Here is an 18,556-nt window from a genome sequence, read left to right as displayed (position 1 = left end):
AATAAACGCTCTCATTTCGTATTTTTTTAACCAACGAAGCAAGCGCTTTAACACTGACTCAGCCCGCAACGCGAAATCTTTTGGAGAATGATGATGACAACGGCCTCACTGATTTTTACTAACGGCAAGTTTCACACCGTCGATCGCACTAATCTGCTGGCAAGCGCCGTGGCGATTAAAGACGGCAAATTTCTTGCCGTGGGCAGCGAAGCCGAGGTAATGCGCTTCGCCGGCAATGACACGCAGATTATTGACGCCAAAGGCCATACCGGCATTCCCGGCCTCAATGATTCGCACCTGCATCTGATTCGCGGCGGGCTGAATTACAACCTTGAGTTGCGCTGGGAAGGTGTACCGTCGCTGGTGGATGCGCTGCGCATGCTGCGCGATCAGGCGCTGCGTACGCCGTCGCCGCAATGGGTGCGCGTAGTCGGCGGCTGGAGTGAGTTCCAGTTTGCCGAACGCCGCATGCCGACGCTGGATGAGATCAACGCCGCCGCGCCGGACACGCCGGTATTTATCCTGCATCTCTACGATCGCGCCCTGCTCAACCGTGCGGCGCTGCGCGTGGTCGGCTATACCAAAGACACACCGAACCCGCCGGGCGGCGAGATCCAGCGCGACAGCAATGGCAATCCTACCGGCATGCTAATCGCCCGTCCCAACGCCATGCTGCTGTACGCCACGCTGGCGAAAGGGCCAAAATTACCGCTGGAACAGCAGGTTAACTCCACGCGTCAGTTTATGCGTGAGCTCAATCGCCTCGGCCTGACCAGCGCCATTGACGCGGGCGGCGGTTTCCAAAACTTTCCAGATGATTACGATGTGATTTCCGAACTGCATGCCAAAAAGCAGCTGACGGTGCGCATCGCCTACAACCTGTTTACCCAGAATCCCGGCCACGAACTGCAGGACTTTGAGAAGTGGACCGATATGCTGAAACCCGGTCAGGGCACCGATTTCCTGCGCCACAACGGCGCGGGCGAAATGCTGGTGTTCTCAGCGGCAGACTTTGAAGACTTCCTCGAACCGCGCCCCGATCTCGCGCCGGGCATGGAAGATGAGCTGGAGCGCGTGGTGCGACATCTGGTAGAGCATCGCTGGCCGTTCCGCCTGCATGCCACGTACAACGAATCGATCAGCCGCATGCTCGACGTGTTCGAAAAAGTGAACCGCGACATTCCGTTCAACGGCTTGCACTGGTTCTTCGACCACGCAGAAACCATCACCGAAGCCAATATCGAGCGGGTTAAAGCGCTGGGCGGCGGATTGGCGGTGCAGCATCGTATGGCGTTTCAGGGCGAATATTTTGTTGATCGCTACGGCAAAGAAGCCGCTAAACAGACGCCGCCGGTAGCGCGCATGCTGGAAGCCGGCGTGCCGGTGGGATTGGGCACCGATGCCACCCGCGTTGCCAGCTACAACCCGTGGACCGCGCTCTACTGGTTGGTCTCCGGGCGCACCGTCGGCGGCATGCAGCTTTACGATGACAATGCGCGTATTGACCGCGAAACCGCGTTGATGCTGTGGACCAAAGGCAGCGCCTGGTTCTCGAATGAGCAAAGCGCTAAAGGCGAGATTAAGGTCGGTCAGCTGGCGGATCTGGTGCTGCTGTCGAAAGATTTCTTCAGCGTGCCGGAAGAGGAGATCAAAGGGATTGAGTCGGTGCTGACGCTGGTGGATGGCGAAGTGGTGTATGCCGCAGGCGGATTTACGCCGCTGTCACCGCCGCCCGTGCCGGTGCTGCCTGAATGGTCGCCAGTAGTGACGGTGCCAGGCCACTATCGCAGCGCACCGCCGCAGGCCAATGGTCGCGCCGCCATGATGCCGAAAGTGCACCAGTGCAGCGGACCGTGCGGCGTGCACAGTCACTCGCACGATGTGGCGCGCCAGTCATCGGTGCCGGTGTCGGATAATAATGCGTTCTGGGGTGCGCTGGGCTGCTCGTGTTTTGCGTTTTGAGTCCTCTGCGCTTTGATGCCCTCACCCTGGCCCTCTCCCACCGGGAGAGGGAAACGCTGCCACATGTTAGCTCGGACGGTCCGGGGAGAGGGAAACGCTGCCACATGCTAGCTCGATCCAAATATTCGCTCGATCGGTCCCCTCTCCCGCCTGCGGGAGAGGGTTAGGGTGAGGGTTCAACCCGCCAACCCAAAACCCTGCTTACCGTTCTTCTTGATCTGATACATCGCCTCATCGGCGCGCGTCAGCGCCTCATCGAAGCTGTCACGCTCCTGCACCTGGGCGATACCAATCGATGCACCAATCTGCGCGTGACCGTTATCAATATCAAACGGCGTCAGCGCAGCATCCAGCACCGCCTGCAGCAAAATGCGTACTTTCGGATAGTCGATCAGGAACGGCATCAGCAGCACAAACTCATCGCCGCCAAGTCGGCCAATTACCACGTTTGGTGGCAACACATCGGTAATGCGCTGACTCAGCTGAATCAACACCTCATCACCGCTGCGATGTCCCAGCGTATCGTTAACGTGTTTGAAGTTATCAAGATCGATAAACGCCACACACAGCGGTCCCTGCGCTTTCATCTTGCTGAACTGCGTGTGCAGCGCATGGCGGTTGGTCAGTCCGGTAAGCGGATCGTGATGCGCCAGCGATGAGAGTTGCGCTTCATACTGCTTCTCTTTGGTCATATCGATATGCGTGCCGGTGACTTTAATCGGATTGCCCGCTTCATCCCATTCGGTGACGCGTCCGCGATCCAGCACCCATTTGATGTTGTCGTTCTTGCCCAGCATGCGGTGCAGCGCTTCGTAGTAAGGCGCGCGCCCTTCTATATGATCGTAAAAGGCTTTCAGCACTTCGTCGGCGTCATCCGGATGCAGGCGATCGCGCCACACATCAAACTGGGCTTTGGTCTCTTTCGGCTGAAAGCCCAGCATCGCGCCCCAGCGGCGGTTAAAAATCACCAGTTTGCCGCTGGGAATATCCAGCTGCCACAAACATAAACCGGTTCCATCCAGCGCTGCACTCAGCTTATTACGCGCGTCATGCGCTATACGCTTTAATCGCGCATTATGCTTTTTCAGGTTCTGAATCTGCTGACGTAGCGCTTCTTCTGACATGGTCGGCTGATGGAGAGGAAATAAGCGCTATTTTGCCTGCCAGGAAGTTTCTGTAAATAAAACAAATGAAAAGCCGATTAGCAGCGGTAAATTGGAGAAACTTCAGGAGTTACGTCGAAAGTTTCCAGTGAAAACAGCTGACTAAACTTACTTAAGTGCCAGCCTTTAATAAACACTACGTTATTCATCTGCTTAAACATCTCAACTCAGCTATTGTTATCCGCGCACCATTTTTCAGATATTTCTTAACTGGCATTTAATTCCTGCAGAGTTGCGTGCCGCTATGTGATGAAACCTGACGCAGCTAACACACCGTCAGAAGGTTGCGCGGCCACGCTGGCGGTGCAGAACGCTGACATAGATGGTTGAGAGTTGATTCGTGGGCAAACGCATTCTGAGCATGATTTTCCTGTTGGGCTGGTGCTTCTCTGCCTGGGGTGCTTCCACACTCAACTTCACGCCACGTTACGGATTGATTTCTCCGGAAGTCACCCTCAATCCTGAAAGCCAGCGCTGGCTGGCGCGCCATGCGGTATTACGCGTGGGCGTCTGGAGCCATACATTACCGCCTTATTCGGTGGAATTTGAAAAGAATGCGTTTGAGGGGCTATCCGCCGATTACCTCGCCATCGTCGCCAAAACGCTTAACCTGCCAGTGGAAATCAAACGCTATAAGACTCGGCTGGAGTTGGTTGATGCGCTCAATAACAAGCAAGTCGATCTGATTCCCTATTATCCGCAGGCCGCCAATCACGAGACGAAACTGGCGCTCAGCATTCCGTATTCACTGGCGCAAAGTGTGTTGATCAGCCGTCGTCAGGCAAAATTTGATCGCGAATTAAAAGACAGCCGCTATCGCCTGATGTACTACGGCGATGATGAGTTGCGAGATCTGCTGCATAAACGTTACCCCAATGCGAGCTTAGCTCCCGCGTCGCCTCCACTCTGGGCATATACCGATACAGCCTTAAATGAAGACACCGTGTTCTGGAGCAACTCTGCTACACAACGTTATTTGTCACAGCGCGGTCTGCAGAACATTATTGAAGGTCATAGCACGCCTTACATGAACGACGTTGATGCTCGCTTTGCCACACGCGCCAACAATGCGCCATTGATCGCCGCGATTAATGAGATTCTGACCAATATTCCGCTGCGTAACGCAGTACAGATCGCGGAAGCATGGGGACTGGATTATCAGTCTGTGGTGAAAAACCATCCGCTGGATCTAAGCGAAGCCGAGACGCGCTGGCTGGCGCAGCACCGGGACATCACGGTGAATTATGATCCGACACATCTGCCTTTCACCTTTCTGGATGGCAAGCAGCGCATCGCCGGGCTGAGCGTGGAGTTACTGAAACTCATCTCACAGCGCACCGGTATCCGCTTTCGTTACCAACCGATGCAAGGTTTGAGCTCCATGCGCGATGCGCTGGTTAACCAACGCGATTCTCTGATCGTTGTGAGCGATGCCGCTTCCCAGCAAAGCGATCACATCCGCTATACGCGCACCTATATCTATTCGCCCTGGGTAGTGATGACACGCAGCGACAGCAAATGGCGCAGCTTTGATGAGATGGCAGGTAAACGCATCGGTATTTATGAGCGCTCCTATTATCGTTTTGATCTGCGTCAGCGCTGGCCTGCCATCGATTTTAGTGAAAATGCCGTTTCAATCGATTCACTCGGGCAGCTACAGGATAAGCAGGTTGACGGCTTTATCGTGCCTTATGAATCCGCGCAATATTTGCTTAATAACCACTTCAATGACCGCTTCAGAGTGGCGTTTGTCGCGCCGTTGCCGATGTTTCGCATGGCGATGGCCGCCAATGCGGCGGATGAACACCTCATCTCAATCCTGAATAAAGCATTGTCGGATATTCCCCAACCTACAATGCAATCTCTGATGGAGCGTTGGATCAAATATACGCCACCGGCCACCAGCACTTCATGGCAGAGCTATCGCAGCTACGTGCTGCGCATCGTTGCCGTGGCTGGCGTCTGCCTGCTGTTTTTCCTGTGCCGCAACCATCTGCTGAAGTCTTCGCTGGCGAAGCAACGCCAGCATGAGCGAGAAATGAGTGGCCAACTGCACTACATCGAAACCCTGCTGGATGATGTCCATAAGGCCAAACGGGCTGCGTTGCGCTCTAGCGAGGCCAAAAGCACGTTTCTCTCACATATGAGTCACGAAATTCGCACCCCGCTCGCAGCGCTGATTGGCTTGCTAGAGATTGAGCATTTAGGCCAAAGCGATCCCCAGCAACGACAGAAAAATATCGATTTGGCGTGGCAATCTTCACGTTCGCTGCTGTCACTGGTGGGCGACATACTCGACCTGGCGAAAATCGAATCCGGCCATTTCAGCATTCGTCTTCTGCCGATGTCGCTAAGCGATGTGGTGCACGATACCGAAGCGCTCTTTCGCCAGGTAGCCCATAACAAAGGGCTGGCGCTGAATGTAATGCTGGATATCGATCAAGATGCAGTGCTGTTTGATCCCGTTGCGTTGAAGCAAATCCTGGCGAATCTGGTCAGTAATGCCATCAAGTTCACTACGCATGGCGAAGTTGAAGTGGCGTTGTATCAGGCCGAAGTCAGCAAACCCGAATACGTACTGGAAGTGTGTGACAGCGGCGTTGGCCTGACACCCGAGCAACAAAAAGCCATTTTCGAACCCTTTATTCAGGTTGATCAGGGCACTAATCGCGTCAGTGGTACCGGCCTTGGCCTCAACATTTGCCGTCGTCTGGCGGTGATGCTGGGCACCGAGTTGCATGTAGAGAGTGAACCGAATGTAGGAAGCGTGTTCATGCTGCGCTTTACCGCCCAGCCTGCGACGTTGACCGACGCAGAAGTTGAGCCGGTGGAAGAAGTTCCGCAGGTGTCACTCAGAATGCTAATTGTCGATGACAACGCCACTAATCGCCTGCTGCTGGCGCAGCAACTACGTTACGCCGGACATCATGTGCTGGTGGCGGAAGGCGGTGAAGAGGCGCTGGCATTGTGGCGCGAACACGAAGTTGATCGCGTCATCACCGACTGCAATATGCCCGGCATGGATGGCTTTGAATTTACCCGCCAGTTACGTATTGAGGAGAAGCTACTAAACCGGCGTGCGGTACCGATTTATGGCCTGACGGCGATGGCCGAAGAGCGCGTAGCACAACTCGCGACGCAGGCTGGCATGGATGATTGCCTGTTTAAACCGCTGGAGCGCACGCAACTGCTGCGGGTGGTCACTGGCAATATCGCCAGCAGCACACGCAATGAAACCCTGCTCACTTTGGAAAACCTGGCAGCCAACGATCCGCAAGCCTGGTGCGATCTGGTCACCACCGCACAGCAACAAAATGCGCGCGACCTTGCCCAACTGCAGCAAGCCGCTCTGGCAGAGGATTTCGCGGGTGCACGCCACGCCGCTCATCAATTACTCGGCAGCGCCAAATTGCTGCGAGCTGAAAGTCTGCAACAAAGTTGCCTCGCCGCCGAACAGGCAGCAGAGCAACGAGAGAGTGTGTTTTTGCAACAACTGATACCCGCAGTTACCACCGCAGTTGCAGAACTGGAAGCGCTCTTCCATCACGCACTGAAAAAGAATCCCAATAATGAGGTGAAACCATGAAACAAGATGCAATCTGGCAGGTTGCCGTATTAGATGATCATCCACTAATCGGCAAAGCTATTCAGTACCGACTGGCGCAGGAAGCGCTGCTGGATCTGGCGGGTGCTTTCTCTCAGCGTCAGCAGTTGATGGCTTTTTTACAGCGTCACTCAGTAGATGTCCTGGTGTTGGACTACATGCTTGGCGAGGAGGAACTCGATGGCCTGCAGATGGTAAAACAGCTGCGCGTGCGTTATCCGGAGATGAAAATTTTGGTTTCCTCAGCGGTGGAAAAACCCGCGATAGTCCAGTTGCTGTTGAAAGCAGGTGTACATGGCTTTGTGGGTAAAAGCGAAGATCAGGAAGTGCTGATTGCCGCCTTGCACCAGGTTTGCCGTAACAAGCGTTTTCTCACCCGCGACATGTTGCTGGAGATGGACAAGTTTCAGGAAAGCGACCGGGAAATGCATGATTACCTGCTGCCGCGCGAGCTCGGCGATGACATTGCATTGCTGCTACGTGAGCTAAGCCCGCGCGAGCTGGAAGTGATCCGCTGCTATCTTGACGGCTTAAGCGTCACGCAAATCGCCGGTAAATACGCGCGCAGTCGCAAAACCATCAGCGGGCAAAAGCAGACCGCGTTGCGCAAACTGGGGCTGCGATCCGATCTGGAACTCTTCAAATACAAAGAGCATTTCAGCGATCTGGCCGTGCATCTTTGAGCCTCGCTTAATGCAGATAAATTGTGTTCTGTGACGCGGATCAAGGCTTATTGAACGCACCGTGCTGTCATGATGTTTACTAGAATGGTAGTTTATCAGTTATCACAGACACGATAACGGTGGATGACATTATGCAACTGACAATGCGTTGGTTTGGTCCGAAAGAAGATAAAGTTTCGCTGGAATATATTCGTCAGGTGCCGGGCGTGCGCGGCGTAGTGGGCGCGCTGTATGACGTGCCGGTGGGCGAAACCTGGCCGAAAGAGAAGATTAACGCGCTGGTTGAGCAGGTGCATGCCGCCGGGCTCACCGTGGAAGTGATCGAAAGCGTCAACATTCACGACGACATCAAAATCGGTCTGCCGAGCCGCGATCAATATATCGAAAATTATAAGCAGAGCATCCGCAACCTGGCCGAGGTTGGCGTGAAGGTGATTTGCTACAACTTCATGCCGGTGTTCGACTGGATGAAGACCGACATGAACTACGTGCTGCCAGACGGCTCGCTCACCATGGCGTTCGAGAAGAAAGGCATCGATAAGAGCCTCGACGAGGTGGTGCAGGAAGTGCTGGGCAACTCCAACGGTTTCGCCCTGCCGGGCTGGGAACCGGAACGTCTGGCAAAAGTGCAGGATCTGTTTGCTCAATACAAAGATGTGGATGACGCGAAACTGCGCGAAAACCTCGCCTACTTCCTGAAAGCGGTGATTCCGGTATGTGAAGAAGTGGGCGTGAAGATGGCGATCCACCCGGACGATCCACCGTATTCGATCTTCGGCCTGCCGCGCGTGGTGAAGAACCGCGACGATCTCGACTGGATCTGTAACGTGGTCGATTCTGAGGCCAACGGCATCACGCTGTGTACCGGATCGATTGCCGAAGATCCGAGTAATGATGTGTACGCTATTCTGGCTGAATTCTCGCGCCGCAAACGCATTCCATTTGCCCATGTGCGTAACATCAAGATTATTCAGGATAAAGATTTCTACGAGTGCGCGCACCCAACGGAATACGGTTCGCTGGATATGTATAAAGTGCTGCAGTCGATGCATGACAACGGCTTCGATGGCTATATCCGTTCGGATCACGGCCGCTTTATCTGGGGCGAAACTGGCCGTCCGGGCTACGGCTTGTACGACCGCGCGCTGGGCACCACCTATCTGCTGGGATTGTGGGAAGCGCTGGGTAAGCGCTGAGTTTTACGCGGTGCGCACATTTGCGCCATCGTAGGGTCGCCATTCATGGCGACCTTCCCAACCAAACACACCGCACAAGCTATCAAACTCCCCCTTCCAACTTGCCGTTAAATATATACAGTTAAACTGTATATATTCAGCGGAGACTTCCCCATGTCAGAACTAAACAAAGCCGTTGTGCGTCGCTTCAACCAGCAGGTGATTGCCGAAGGCGATCGCCAGGCTTTCGATCAACTCGTCGCCGAAAACTTCATTAACCGCTCAGCGCCAGCGGGCGCACCCAGCGATCGCGAAAGTCTCTGGCACACTTTCGATCAGATCCTGCGCCCCGCTTTCTCCGATCTGCAGGTGCATATCGAAGATCAAATCGCCGAGCGCGATTGGGTCACCACGCGCAAAACGATAACCGGCGTTCACAGCGGATCGCTGATGGGCATCGCACCCACCGGTTTACCTGTAACCATTGCGGTAATTGATATGGTGCGGATTGAACAGGGAAAATACGCAGAGCATTGGGGCATGAACACGCTGGCGGCGGTGATGACGCAGCTAAAGCAGTTTGCGTAACGCACTCAAGCCTTTTTGCAGATCGTCGCGATCCTGCTGCCCGAGCGTTGCATCGATGCGCGCCGCAATCCACGCTGCGCGCTGTTCACGTGCGTCGGCCAGCGCAGCGCGTGCCTGATCGCTCAACACGATCACCTGCGCCCGCGCGTCATGCGCGCTTTTTTGCCGCAGCACCAAACCTTGCGCCTCCAACTCGTTGATCACTAAACGCATGCTTTGATGCTTCACGCCGCGCAGACGCGCGAGATCGGCGATAGAAAGCACGTCATGGCTATCGAGCAGATCCAGGGTTTCATATTGCGAGGTGCGCACGGTCGCGGTGCTGACGCGGACGTTGCGTACGAAGTGACTAATCAGCTGACGGAGCTCTTCCGCCAGCTGCTGGGTTGCAATTTCAGTGCTCAAAGGGGGCGATTCCTGCGCGCTATCGTTGCCGTATTATATGAAGGTGCGCATGAATGCGCACCCTACGAAAACCTGTCCAAACGACCGTTTTACGCATAACTGACGTGCATCAGGAAACCTATTGCCAGGCTTTAAACAATAAGCTGGCATTCACGCCGCCAAAGCCAAAACCGTTGGAGAGCGCATAGGTCATCGCCGTTGGCTGCGGTTTGAGCGCCACCAAATTCAGCCCGGCTGCCGCTTCATCCGGATGCTGCAGATTGAGCGTCGGCGGTGCAATCTGGTCGCGCAGCGCCAGAATCGAGAAGATCGCTTCCACGCCGCCTGCCGCACCGAGCAAATGTCCGGTGGCCGATTTGGTGGAAGTGATCGCCACCTTGCAGCCAGCGAACAGCGAACTAATCGCTGCCAACTCGCCCTTGTCACCAACCGGCGTCGACGTGGCATGCGCATTGATATGCTGCACCTCGCTCGCGGTAATGCCCGCCTGCGCCAGCGCGGTTTCCATCGCCCGACGCGCGCCTTCGCCATTTTCCGGACCGGCGGTGAGATGGTAAGCATCGGCGCTGGTGCCGTAACCCACCAGCTCCGCCAGCGGTATTGCGCCGCGCGCCTGCGCATGTTCCAGCGATTCAAGCACCAGCAATCCTGCGCCCTCGCCCATTACAAAGCCGTCGCGGTCACGATCAAACGGACGTGAAGCCTGCTCAGGACGATCGTTAAAACCGCCTGACATCGCCTTCGCTGCGGCAAATCCGGCCAGGCTCACGCGATGGATCGCCGCCTCGGTGCCACCGCACAGCGCGATATCCGCTTCGCCGCTGCGAATCATTCGTGCCGCATCGCCAATCGCCTGCGCACCCGCCGCACAAGCCGTTACCGGCGCGCCAATCGGCCCACAAAAACCGTGCGCAATCGAAACGTGTCCGGCCGCCAGATTGGCGAGAAAAGAAGGAATGGTAAACGGCGACAAACGACGCGGCCCACGCTCGGCAGTGGTTTCTACCGCGTTGGCGATTTCGTTAAACCCGCCGATGCCGGTGGCGATCACCGTGGCGGTGCGCTGCTGCTGCGCGCTGTCCTGTGGGAACCAGTTGGCCTGCGTCAGCGCTTCATGCGCCGCCACCAGCGCGAACTCGATAAAGCGATCCATCTTCTTGCGATCTTTGGCGGCAATAATGCCGTCGGGATTGAAACCATGCTGTGGATCCTGCTCCAGCGTCGGCACCTGTCCCGCCACTTTGCAGGCGATATCCTGCACCATCTCCGGCGGCAAGGCGCTAATGCCCGATTTTCCCGCCAGCAGCGACTGCCAAACCGCTTCCGTGCCGCAACCCAGCGGCGATACCAGCCCCATGCCGGTAATGACAATTCGTTTCATCTTTAACTCCTTAATCTGCAGGTGCTGAGTTGCACCTCAGCATGATGATTGCAGCGCTGGCGGCGCGAATTTCTGGGTGTTATCTCCAGCGCGTTTTTTCTGCAGATAATCATGGCGATAGTGCATCATCGGCTCCGCTGCCGGGCCGGGCACCATCTGATATTTATCCAGCGTCAGCGGCTGACCGTTTTCGCTATCGACCATCTGCATCTTCACCGGGCGCTGCGTGGCGGTTTCCACCAGCTGCATCTGACGACCTTCCGGCGAGAAATGGGTGCTGCCCCATTCGGTCAGCGCCAGAATCACACCGCGAAAATCGCGGCCAACAGCCGTCAGGTGATATTCGAAGCGTGCCGGGCTGGTGCTGTAACACACCTTCTCCAGCAAGCCATCGTCCACCAGCTCTTTCAGCCGCCGCGACAAGATGTTGGGCGCCACGCCGCTGCTTTTCTGGAACTCATCGAAGCGGGTAAAACCGGCCAGCGCATCGCGCATGATCAGTATGCTCCAGCCATCGCCAATGCGACCAAGGCTGCGCGCGATGGGACAAGGCATGTTGTAGAGCGGTTGGTTTTTCAAGGTTGGATATCCGACATCGGTGTGATGTCGGATACTGTTGCAGAGTCACTTTCATTTTGCAAGTAACTTGCAGAATGAAAGTTTGTAATGCAGTTTACGTAGGGTCGCCATTTATGGCGACCAGGAGTTTACGTCCGCACCCGCAACCTCGCCTCGATCTTATCGGCGATCTTGGTGACCACATACGCAATCACCATGTAAAACACCACCGCCACCAGGAAGGCTTCGAGATAGTAGAAATTCAGCGCCGCCGTCAGCTGCGCCTGAGCAAAGATATCCACCACTTCGATGGCAAACGCCAGCGACAGCGCTTTCATGATCACCATAAAGGCGTTGGCCAGATCGGGAATCGCCGCCACGATAATCTGCGGGAACATCACGCGACGGAACAGCTGGCCGCCGCTGTAACCGAGCGACAGCGCCGCATCCGATTGTCCGCTATCAAACGAGTTGAGCGCGCCCTTCCACACTTCTGCCTGAAATGCCGCGACGCAGGCACTCAATGCGACGATGATGATCACCCAATTCGGCAGCGAGTGCGCATTCACTTTCACGCCAAACAGCGTGGCGACGAAGTCCAGCGCCGGTGGCAGACCGTAATAGGCGAGGAAAATCACCACCACCATCGGCACGCCTTTGAAGGCAATCTTGTACGCGATCACCAACTGGCGCAGCACTGGAATGCGGCGATGTTCAATAAAGGCAAACAGCCCGCCGAGCAGCGTCGAGCACATAAACACCGTCACCGCCATCAGCAACGTCACCGGCACCGCATCGAGAATGCTCCAGAAGTCCGGCAGCAAAACCTCAAGATCAAACATGGTTTCTCTCCCTCATCAGACGCTGGTGAATTTGACGCGTGCAGCGGTTTTCGAGCTGTACTTCGCGTGACGTTGTTCGAAGAAACGGATAATCAACCAGGCTACGCCGCACAGCAGCGAATAGAGCACCGCCAGCACCAGATAAGTGCCGAACTGATATTGGTTGTAGTCGCGTTCCATGATCAGATGCGCAGTCGCCATCACATCCGCCGCACCGATGTACATCACCAGCGCCACGTTATGAATCAGATAGATAATCGCATTGCCGTAGCCCGGCAGCGCATAGTGCACCGCTTGCGGACCGACAATGCGCAGCATTTTCTGGCGGAAGCTGTAGCCCATGCTATCGGCAGCGTCGTGCTGGCCGCTCTCCACGGCGAGAAACGCCGGGCGCATCACTTCCGACAGATAACCGCCGTGATACAGGCTCAGGCCAATCATCGCCGCGATATTGGCGGTGACAAAATCGCTGAAGCCAAACTGCTCGGCCACCAGCGGCAAGCCATAAAACGCGACGAACAGCTGCAGCACCACCGGCACGCTGCGCGCGTACGAGACGTACAAATCGACAAACTGGCTGATGACCGGGATGCGGCGCACGCGGAATACGGTGGCGATCAGCGCCAGGAAGAACCCGACGATCATCGCGACAAACATTATGCCAAGCGTCAACGGCAGCGCCGAGAGCAGCTCGGGAATCATCGAAGTCAGATTCACGGTGAAACACTCCTGCTAAAAAAGAGCCGGTGAATGCGTCGTAGGGGCGGCGTTTGGCCCGCCCTTTCCAACGCATCATCGAGCACAGTGAATCGCTTACTTCATATACTTAGAAACGTCTTCGCCAAACCACTTCTGCGCCAGCTTATCCAGCGTGCCGTCGGCTTTCAGCTGTTGCAGCGTTTTGTTGATGTCGTCATTCAGCGCCTGGTTCTCGGCCGAACGGTGAATCAACACGTAGGTGTTGTTGATGGCCACTGGCTCGCTGGCTTTGATTGCCAGTTTCTGGTTGTCGATCACCGTTTGCTCGCCGAGGTTCGAAGGCAGGATCAGCGCATCATATTTGCCACGCTGCACCTCTTTCAGACGGTCCGGATAAGGCACGCCAGCGCTCGAGGCTTTGATCTCAACCTTGTCGTTCGGGTTTTCCTGCTGCCACTGCGTCACGAATTTGTACACGCCGCCGCCGGCGGTGACTGGAACGATGTTCTTGCCGACCAGATCTTTCATGCTGTTGATGGTGCTATCGCTGCGGCTGTAGATCTTCATCAGGCTGGCACCGATCGGCGCATCCGGGATCAGGAACTGTTTGCTGCGCGTTGGCGCTTTGTAGTAACCGCCGGTTGCCATGTCATATTTGCCAGTCGCGAGGCCGGTTTCCTGGGCGATATCCGCCGCACCTTCCATCACGAATTTGTACTGCGGCAGTTTGGCGTTGATGGCTTTCAGCACGTCCGGCTCGTAGCCCTGCGGCTCGTGACCAATCGCGCCCCACGACAGCGGTTTAGATTCCGCTGCAGTAGCGATTTTAATGGTGCGCACCGCGTCAGCGAAGCTGTTACCGCTGATCAGTGTCAGTGCGATGATGCCAGGCGCGGCCAGGCGACGTAATGTGGTTTTGATTGCAGGCATGTCGTTGATTCCTTTTAATTATTAGAATACGCGTTCTGAATTGAGGAACTGAGCAAGTCGCGGCAGGGTTGGATTTTCGAACATCTCAGTCGGGCTGCCCTGCGCGGCCACCACGCCCTGATCCATAAAGACGATGCGGTTCGAGATGCTTTTGGCGAACTGCATTTCGTGCGTCACCAACAGCGAGGTAATGCCGGAGGACGCCACATCCTTAATCACTTTCAGCACCTCGCCCACCAGCTCCGGATCGAGCGATGAGGTTGGTTCATCAAACAGCATCACATCAGGGCGCACCGCCAGCGCGCGGGCGATGCCGGTACGCTGCAGCTGGCCGCCGGAAAGCTGCGACGGATAGTGATCCAGCTTGGCGCCCAATCCCACGCGCTCCAGCTCCTGCACGGCGATATCGCGCGCTTGCTGTTTGCTTTTGCGTTGAATGACGATCAGCGGATCCATCACGTTTTCCAGCACCGTCATGTTTTTGAACACGTTGAACTGCTGGAACACCATCGCGGTACGCAGGCGGATCGCCTGGATCGCCGCTTTATCCGGTGACTGATAATCCATGCGGATCTGATCGAGCTGAATGGTGCCCGACGCCGGTTTCGCCAGATAGTTAATGCAGCGCAGCAGCGTGGTTTTACCGGTGCCGCTTGGCCCGATGATCGAGACCACATCGCCGCGTTTCACCGACAGATCGACACCTTTCAGGATCGGCGTGCTGCCGTAAGAGAGCTTAATATCGTTGAGTTCTAACATGCAGCAGCCCTTATTTGTTCAGGTCAGCATGGCCAAGCACATGCATCAGACGGTTGGCCCAGCCAAAAATGGCGATGGCGTGGATCAGATCGATAATCTCCTGATCGTTCATGCCGACCGCGCGCAGTGCCGCCATATCTTCGGCGCTGGCTTCTGACGGCGTCACCGACAGGCGACGGGCAAAACGGTAGATCGCCGCATCACGCTCGCCGAGCACATCCGCGCGATCAAAGTAGATGGCGCTCACCACCGCATCACTCTCCGCCAGCTGCGCATGGCGACGCGCATGTACAACCGCGCAATATTTGCAGCCGTTGACGATCGACGCGCCCAGCGCACCGAGTTCACGATCCGCACGATCCAGCCCGCCATCGACATACATAATGGCGTTGAACAGCACGGTACGCGCCACGTAGCTGTCGGGATCGTGCGCTAACGTGCGCACATATTCGGAGATTTTCTTGTTGGATGGCGTCACTTTCATCGCATCAAGCTGCGCGGGCGTGGCGTCTTCCACTTCCACCGGCGCGATATACGGGTGCCAATGCAGTGGCTTGAGATTAACTGACGGAATCATGCAGACCTCAACAAACGTAATCCGGCCGCGACGCGCGTCTGGAAGTTAACAAAGGCGATCAGCTCGGAGAGCGCCACAATCTGCGGATTGTTCAATCCGGCCTGCTCCAGCAAGCGAATGTGCTGCTCGGTGGCATTCATTGGCTGCTGGGTAACAAGATCGGCGTGGCGCGCAATCGTCGCCAGCGGTTCTGGCAGATCGCTTGCGCCTGCCGCCAGCGCCAGTAAATCATCCGAGGGCTGCAACGCCGCCAGCTGCGTCTGATAATCCTGTTGCAGCTCGGCATCATGGTTCAGCTGCGCCATACGCTGCGCCAGCGCAAAACGCACATCCGGCGCTAAGCCCTGATCGTCGTTTGGTGCCAGCACCGAGATGCGGCACTGTTCCGCGCCGTCAACAAATTCCGGGCGCAGGCGGCGCGTGCCGTACAGCGCATCTTCAGCGTTTAAGCCGACTGCGCGATCAATTGCGTCACTCACTGCGCGTTCTCCTGGTTGAGTAAGGGCGTGGAATCCACCCATTCATCGCCCTGCAATTCAGGGGTATCAAAAGCCTGTAAGTTGGCGTAATGCTGCTCGACGTCTTCGGCAAACAACGAAGCGGTAATGCCGCGCACCAGACGCTCGGCACCGGCGCTTACCGCCGGAATATCGCCGGAGACTTTGCCGTGCGTCAGCATCGCCGCATCGTTGAAGCAATGAATATGCGCCAACAGCGGACATGCGCCTGGCGTCAGTTCGCGGAATTCAAAAGCGGGGCCGAGATCCGGCGCTTCCAGCAAACCAGGACGCGGCGCGCCCATTTCTGGCTGATAGCGTCCGTCACGCCAGCTGCGGATATGCGGCGCGATGGCGGCAAACTCCGGGCGACCGTGGAAATCGTTGCTAAAGCCGGTCGCAGCAATCAGGAAGTCATAGCAGAACGGGCCTTGCGTGGTTTCGATTAGCAGGCCATCGGCTTCTTCTTTCACCGCGTTGATGCCGCAATCAAGCAAGAAGCGCGCATTGGCATGACGCGACACGCGCAACGTCGAGGAGCGCGGCGGTGGCGTTTGTGTGGTGGCGGTGTAATCGACAAACTTCCACTTCCACGCGTCCGGCAAATGATGCATGCCGTGCACCACGCCCTGGCTGCCGATGCCGGTCATTTTGTTGATGCGCGGCATCTGCTTACGACGAATCAGCAAATCTACCGCGCCCGCGCCGTGTTCCAGCGCGGTGGCGGCGTTATCCATCGAGGATGCGCCCGCGCCAATCACCGCAATGCGTTTGCCTTTTAGGGCAGAGAAATCAATGTCGTCGGCGGAGTGCGCCCAGAACTGGCGGCTAATACCTTGCAAGAAATCCGGCACGGCGAAACCGCCAAGGCCAGAACGTCCGGTGGCCAGCACTAAACGGCGGGTGTAAATGCGGCCGGTTTCGGCACCGCTGAGATCGAGGGCAATCAGATCATCGGCAAAGGCAATGTTGTTGATGCGCACATTGTTGCGCACCGGCAGATTCAGTACCTTGCGATACCAAATCAGATAATCCATCCACTGCGCTTTTGGAATTTTATCCAGCTCTTGCCACGCTTCTTTGCCCCACTGCGCGGTGAACCACGCACGGAACGTCAGTTGCGCCATGCCGAGCGCCGGGCCGTGCAGTGATTTCGGTGAACGCAGCGTTTCCATGCGCGCAAAAGTCACCCACGGACCTTCCAGCCCGGCGGGTGCGGCGTCATACGCCACCACATTGCTGATGCCGGTGAACTGCAATTTCGCCACTGCCGCCAGCCCGCACATGCCCGCGCCGATCACCACCACATCACGCACCGGCGCGCCATCCTGCGTGCGCTCGGGCACCCAGGATTTCGCGGGCAGTTCAAGATATTCCAGATCCTGCTGAAGCTGAGCTTCCAGCGCGGCAAGGCCATCGGCGGCATAAGTCATACACGTTTTCCCAGAAATAAGCGGCAGCCAGAATGCGGACGAAACCACTAAAGCGCGTTAGTGACTATGCATTTCCATTATCCTGATAACACATAGTTAATGGGTAATAATCACCAAAACGCATAGTAAGAGCTAAGGCTTCGCATAATCCTCTTGCCCTAAAACAGAGTCAATATTCTCGCTCAGCTTTTGACCAATGGATTTCTTATATCTTATGCCGGAAATGTTATAAGCGGGTTTGATGGTCATACGTAGGGTCGCCATTCATGGCGACCTTGCTAATGGCCGCACGAACTTTAATCCTGATTAATCAGCCGCATAATGCGCGGATGTTCACTGGCGGGCAGACGCTCAAAACCCGGCAACAGAGTGGCGGCAGCACCCGCCAAAGCCTCAACCAAGGCCTGCGCAGCCGTTGAAATTTGCCGTCCCTGCGGCGTAATCACGCCAAAGTAGTAAGGAATATCCTCCTCCAGTGGACGAATCGCCACACCGGCCAGCGGCATGCCCCAACCGGTGACAGGTTCGAGAATCGCCACGCCCAATCCGGCGCGCACGCAGCCAAGAATATTGGCGGAGGAGTTGGTTTCGATGGTTTCGTGCAGCGGCGTTTTGACCTTTTTCAACGCTTTTTCGTAGCGTCCGCGCAGCCGCTGCGGGCTCCACGGCGCAATCAAACGCCGTCCCGCCAAGCTGCTTAACGACAACCGAGATTGCGCCGCCAGCTCGTCACTCTCCGGCAACGCCACCACGCACTGCGATTGCCCAATCCAGTGTAGCTCCACCGCATGATGCTCCAGCGGCAAACTGCATAAACCGAGATCGGCTTCGGCTGTGATCACCGCATGCGCCGTCTGCACCGCCGATTCGCTGATGATTTGTACTTTGTTCTGCAAATTGAGCGCGGCCAGCGCCTGCGGCAGCAAACCCGCCGCCAGTGCAGGCGTGGCGGCAATGCTCAACGGGCGATGTTGCTGATGGGCGATCTCCTGCGCACGCAGGCGAATCTGCTGCAGTGAGAGCAGCGCTTTCTGCACGTATTGATGCAGCTGCAGCGCCTCTTCCGAGGGATGAATACGCGGCCCGTTGCGGATAAACAGCGGATAACCCAGCGATTGTTCCAGCTCCTGAATCAAACGTGACACCGCCGGCTGCGAGCGATTGAGCGCCTTCGCCGCCGCCGTGACGCTACCGGCAGAGATCACCGCCGAGAAGGCTTCCAGCTGCCGCAAGTCCAGGTCGTTTAAAATGGTCATCGCGCGATTTTTCCCTAACTCATTGATCGTTCCCGACATTGGCG

At 56.4% G+C, this 18,556-nt stretch carries 17 protein-coding genes; 5 read left to right on the top strand and 12 right to left on the bottom strand.

Going from position 1 to position 18,556, the window contains the following annotated elements; all coding sequences use genetic code 11:
- The first annotated feature begins 93 nt into the window (after nucleotides 1–93).
- Nucleotides 94–1,962 carry an amidohydrolase gene (locus BM323_RS08280; RefSeq protein ID WP_008107181.1) on the top strand — a complete coding sequence of 623 codons (1,869 nt, stop codon included), beginning with the start codon at nucleotides 94–96 and terminating at the stop codon, nucleotides 1,960–1,962.
- Nucleotides 1,963–2,138: 176 nt separating this feature from the next.
- On the opposite strand, the gene BM323_RS08275 is transcribed toward BM323_RS08280, so the two are convergent.
- Nucleotides 2,139–3,086, bottom strand: a complete 948-nt coding sequence (locus tag BM323_RS08275) for a sensor domain-containing diguanylate cyclase (RefSeq protein ID WP_008107179.1) — start codon at nucleotides 3,084–3,086, stop codon at nucleotides 2,139–2,141.
- Nucleotides 3,087–3,465: 379 nt separating this feature from the next.
- Between BM323_RS08275 and BM323_RS08270 the strand changes: the two genes are divergently transcribed.
- The 4 genes from BM323_RS08270 (at nucleotide 3,466) to BM323_RS08255 (ending at nucleotide 9,175) form a co-directional block, all read left to right on the top strand.
- Nucleotides 3,466–6,711, top strand: coding sequence for a transporter substrate-binding domain-containing protein (locus BM323_RS08270; RefSeq protein WP_008107176.1), 3,246 nt, complete (start codon nucleotides 3,466–3,468; stop codon nucleotides 6,709–6,711).
- A complete protein-coding gene (locus BM323_RS08265) occupies nucleotides 6,708–7,412 on the top strand; it encodes a response regulator (RefSeq protein ID WP_008107174.1) in 705 nt (234 codons plus the stop codon). Before BM323_RS08270 ends, BM323_RS08265 begins: the two co-directional genes overlap by 4 nt.
- Before the next feature lie 131 nt (nucleotides 7,413–7,543).
- Nucleotides 7,544–8,608 (top strand): mannonate dehydratase, encoded by a 1,065-nt coding sequence (gene uxuA / locus BM323_RS08260; protein ID WP_008107171.1) that lies wholly within the window; start codon nucleotides 7,544–7,546, stop codon nucleotides 8,606–8,608.
- 153 nt (nucleotides 8,609–8,761) lie between these two features.
- Nucleotides 8,762–9,175 (top strand): ester cyclase, encoded by a 414-nt coding sequence (locus tag BM323_RS08255; protein WP_008107168.1) that lies wholly within the window; start codon nucleotides 8,762–8,764, stop codon nucleotides 9,173–9,175.
- On the opposite strand, the gene BM323_RS08250 is transcribed toward BM323_RS08255, so the two are convergent.
- The 11 genes from BM323_RS08250 to BM323_RS08200 form a co-directional block, all read right to left on the bottom strand.
- Nucleotides 9,158–9,580, bottom strand: coding sequence for a MarR family winged helix-turn-helix transcriptional regulator (locus BM323_RS08250; protein ID WP_008107167.1), 423 nt, complete (start codon nucleotides 9,578–9,580; stop codon nucleotides 9,158–9,160). The genes BM323_RS08255 and BM323_RS08250 overlap by 18 nt on opposite strands.
- Nucleotides 9,581–9,698: 118 nt before the next feature.
- The gene (fabF, locus tag BM323_RS08245; protein WP_008107164.1) at nucleotides 9,699–10,961 is read right to left on the bottom strand and encodes a beta-ketoacyl-ACP synthase II; all 1,263 of its coding nucleotides are present in this window, start codon (nucleotides 10,959–10,961) and stop codon (nucleotides 9,699–9,701) included.
- Nucleotides 10,962–10,997: 36 nt separating this feature from the next.
- Complete coding sequence (locus BM323_RS08240) at nucleotides 10,998–11,540, bottom strand: winged helix-turn-helix transcriptional regulator (protein WP_036649142.1); 543 nt, start codon at nucleotides 11,538–11,540, stop codon at nucleotides 10,998–11,000.
- A 128-nt stretch (nucleotides 11,541–11,668) separates the two neighbouring features.
- Entirely contained in the window at nucleotides 11,669–12,361 is a 693-nt protein-coding gene (locus BM323_RS08235) for an amino acid ABC transporter permease (protein ID WP_008107161.1), read from the bottom strand.
- A gap of 15 nt (nucleotides 12,362–12,376) precedes the next feature.
- A complete protein-coding gene (locus BM323_RS08230; protein WP_154155525.1) occupies nucleotides 12,377–13,063 on the bottom strand; it encodes an amino acid ABC transporter permease in 687 nt (228 codons plus the stop codon).
- A 111-nt stretch (nucleotides 13,064–13,174) separates the two neighbouring features.
- Nucleotides 13,175–13,990, bottom strand: coding sequence for a transporter substrate-binding domain-containing protein (locus BM323_RS08225; protein WP_008107157.1), 816 nt, complete (start codon nucleotides 13,988–13,990; stop codon nucleotides 13,175–13,177).
- A gap of 21 nt (nucleotides 13,991–14,011) precedes the next feature.
- Nucleotides 14,012–14,749, bottom strand: a complete 738-nt coding sequence (locus BM323_RS08220; protein WP_008107154.1) for an amino acid ABC transporter ATP-binding protein — start codon at nucleotides 14,747–14,749, stop codon at nucleotides 14,012–14,014.
- A 10-nt stretch (nucleotides 14,750–14,759) separates the two neighbouring features.
- Entirely contained in the window at nucleotides 14,760–15,326 is a 567-nt protein-coding gene (locus tag BM323_RS08215) for a peroxidase-related enzyme (RefSeq protein ID WP_008107152.1), read from the bottom strand.
- Nucleotides 15,323–15,805 (bottom strand): CMD domain-containing protein, encoded by a 483-nt coding sequence (locus BM323_RS08210; protein WP_008107151.1) that lies wholly within the window; start codon nucleotides 15,803–15,805, stop codon nucleotides 15,323–15,325. Before BM323_RS08210 ends, BM323_RS08215 begins: the two co-directional genes overlap by 4 nt.
- The gene (locus tag BM323_RS08205) at nucleotides 15,802–17,256 is read right to left on the bottom strand and encodes an NAD(P)-binding domain-containing protein (protein WP_008107148.1); all 1,455 of its coding nucleotides are present in this window, start codon (nucleotides 17,254–17,256) and stop codon (nucleotides 15,802–15,804) included. The genes BM323_RS08210 and BM323_RS08205 overlap by 4 nt, the downstream gene beginning before the upstream one ends.
- A gap of 296 nt (nucleotides 17,257–17,552) precedes the next feature.
- Nucleotides 17,553–18,512 carry a LysR family transcriptional regulator gene (locus BM323_RS08200; RefSeq protein ID WP_175501693.1) on the bottom strand — a complete coding sequence of 320 codons (960 nt, stop codon included), beginning with the start codon at nucleotides 18,510–18,512 and terminating at the stop codon, nucleotides 17,553–17,555.
- Nucleotides 18,513–18,556: the final 44 nt, after the last annotated feature.

The organism is Pantoea sp. YR525 (genome assembly GCF_900116775.1).
In the GTDB taxonomy this organism is placed as follows: domain Bacteria; phylum Pseudomonadota; class Gammaproteobacteria; order Enterobacterales; family Enterobacteriaceae; genus Pantoea; species Pantoea symbiotica.
The sequence above is the reverse complement of the archived record's forward strand: the minus strand, read 5'-3'. Positions and strand labels throughout refer to the sequence as shown.

Coding starts and splice junctions, on each gene's coding strand:
- BM323_RS08225 (WP_008107157.1), bottom strand. CDS start 13,990: ATGCCTGCAATCAAAACCACATTACGTCGCCTGGCCGCGCCTGGCATC.
- BM323_RS08265 (WP_008107174.1), top strand. CDS start 6,708: ATGAAACAAGATGCAATCTGGCAGGTTGCCGTATTAGATGATCATCCA.
- BM323_RS08255 (WP_008107168.1), top strand. CDS start 8,762: ATGTCAGAACTAAACAAAGCCGTTGTGCGTCGCTTCAACCAGCAGGTG.
- BM323_RS08200 (WP_175501693.1), bottom strand. CDS start 18,512: ATGACCATTTTAAACGACCTGGACTTGCGGCAGCTGGAAGCCTTCTCG.
- BM323_RS08215 (WP_008107152.1), bottom strand. CDS start 15,326: ATGATTCCGTCAGTTAATCTCAAGCCACTGCATTGGCACCCGTATATC.
- BM323_RS08205 (WP_008107148.1), bottom strand. CDS start 17,256: ATGACTTATGCCGCCGATGGCCTTGCCGCGCTGGAAGCTCAGCTTCAG.
- BM323_RS08220 (WP_008107154.1), bottom strand. CDS start 14,749: ATGTTAGAACTCAACGATATTAAGCTCTCTTACGGCAGCACGCCGATC.
- uxuA (WP_008107171.1), top strand. CDS start 7,544: ATGCAACTGACAATGCGTTGGTTTGGTCCGAAAGAAGATAAAGTTTCG.
- BM323_RS08230 (WP_154155525.1), bottom strand. CDS start 13,063: ATGATTCCCGAGCTGCTCTCGGCGCTGCCGTTGACGCTTGGCATAATG.
- fabF (WP_008107164.1), bottom strand. CDS start 10,961: ATGAAACGAATTGTCATTACCGGCATGGGGCTGGTATCGCCGCTGGGT.
- BM323_RS08275 (WP_008107179.1), bottom strand. CDS start 3,086: ATGTCAGAAGAAGCGCTACGTCAGCAGATTCAGAACCTGAAAAAGCAT.
- BM323_RS08280 (WP_008107181.1), top strand. CDS start 94: ATGACAACGGCCTCACTGATTTTTACTAACGGCAAGTTTCACACCGTC.
- BM323_RS08235 (WP_008107161.1), bottom strand. CDS start 12,361: ATGTTTGATCTTGAGGTTTTGCTGCCGGACTTCTGGAGCATTCTCGAT.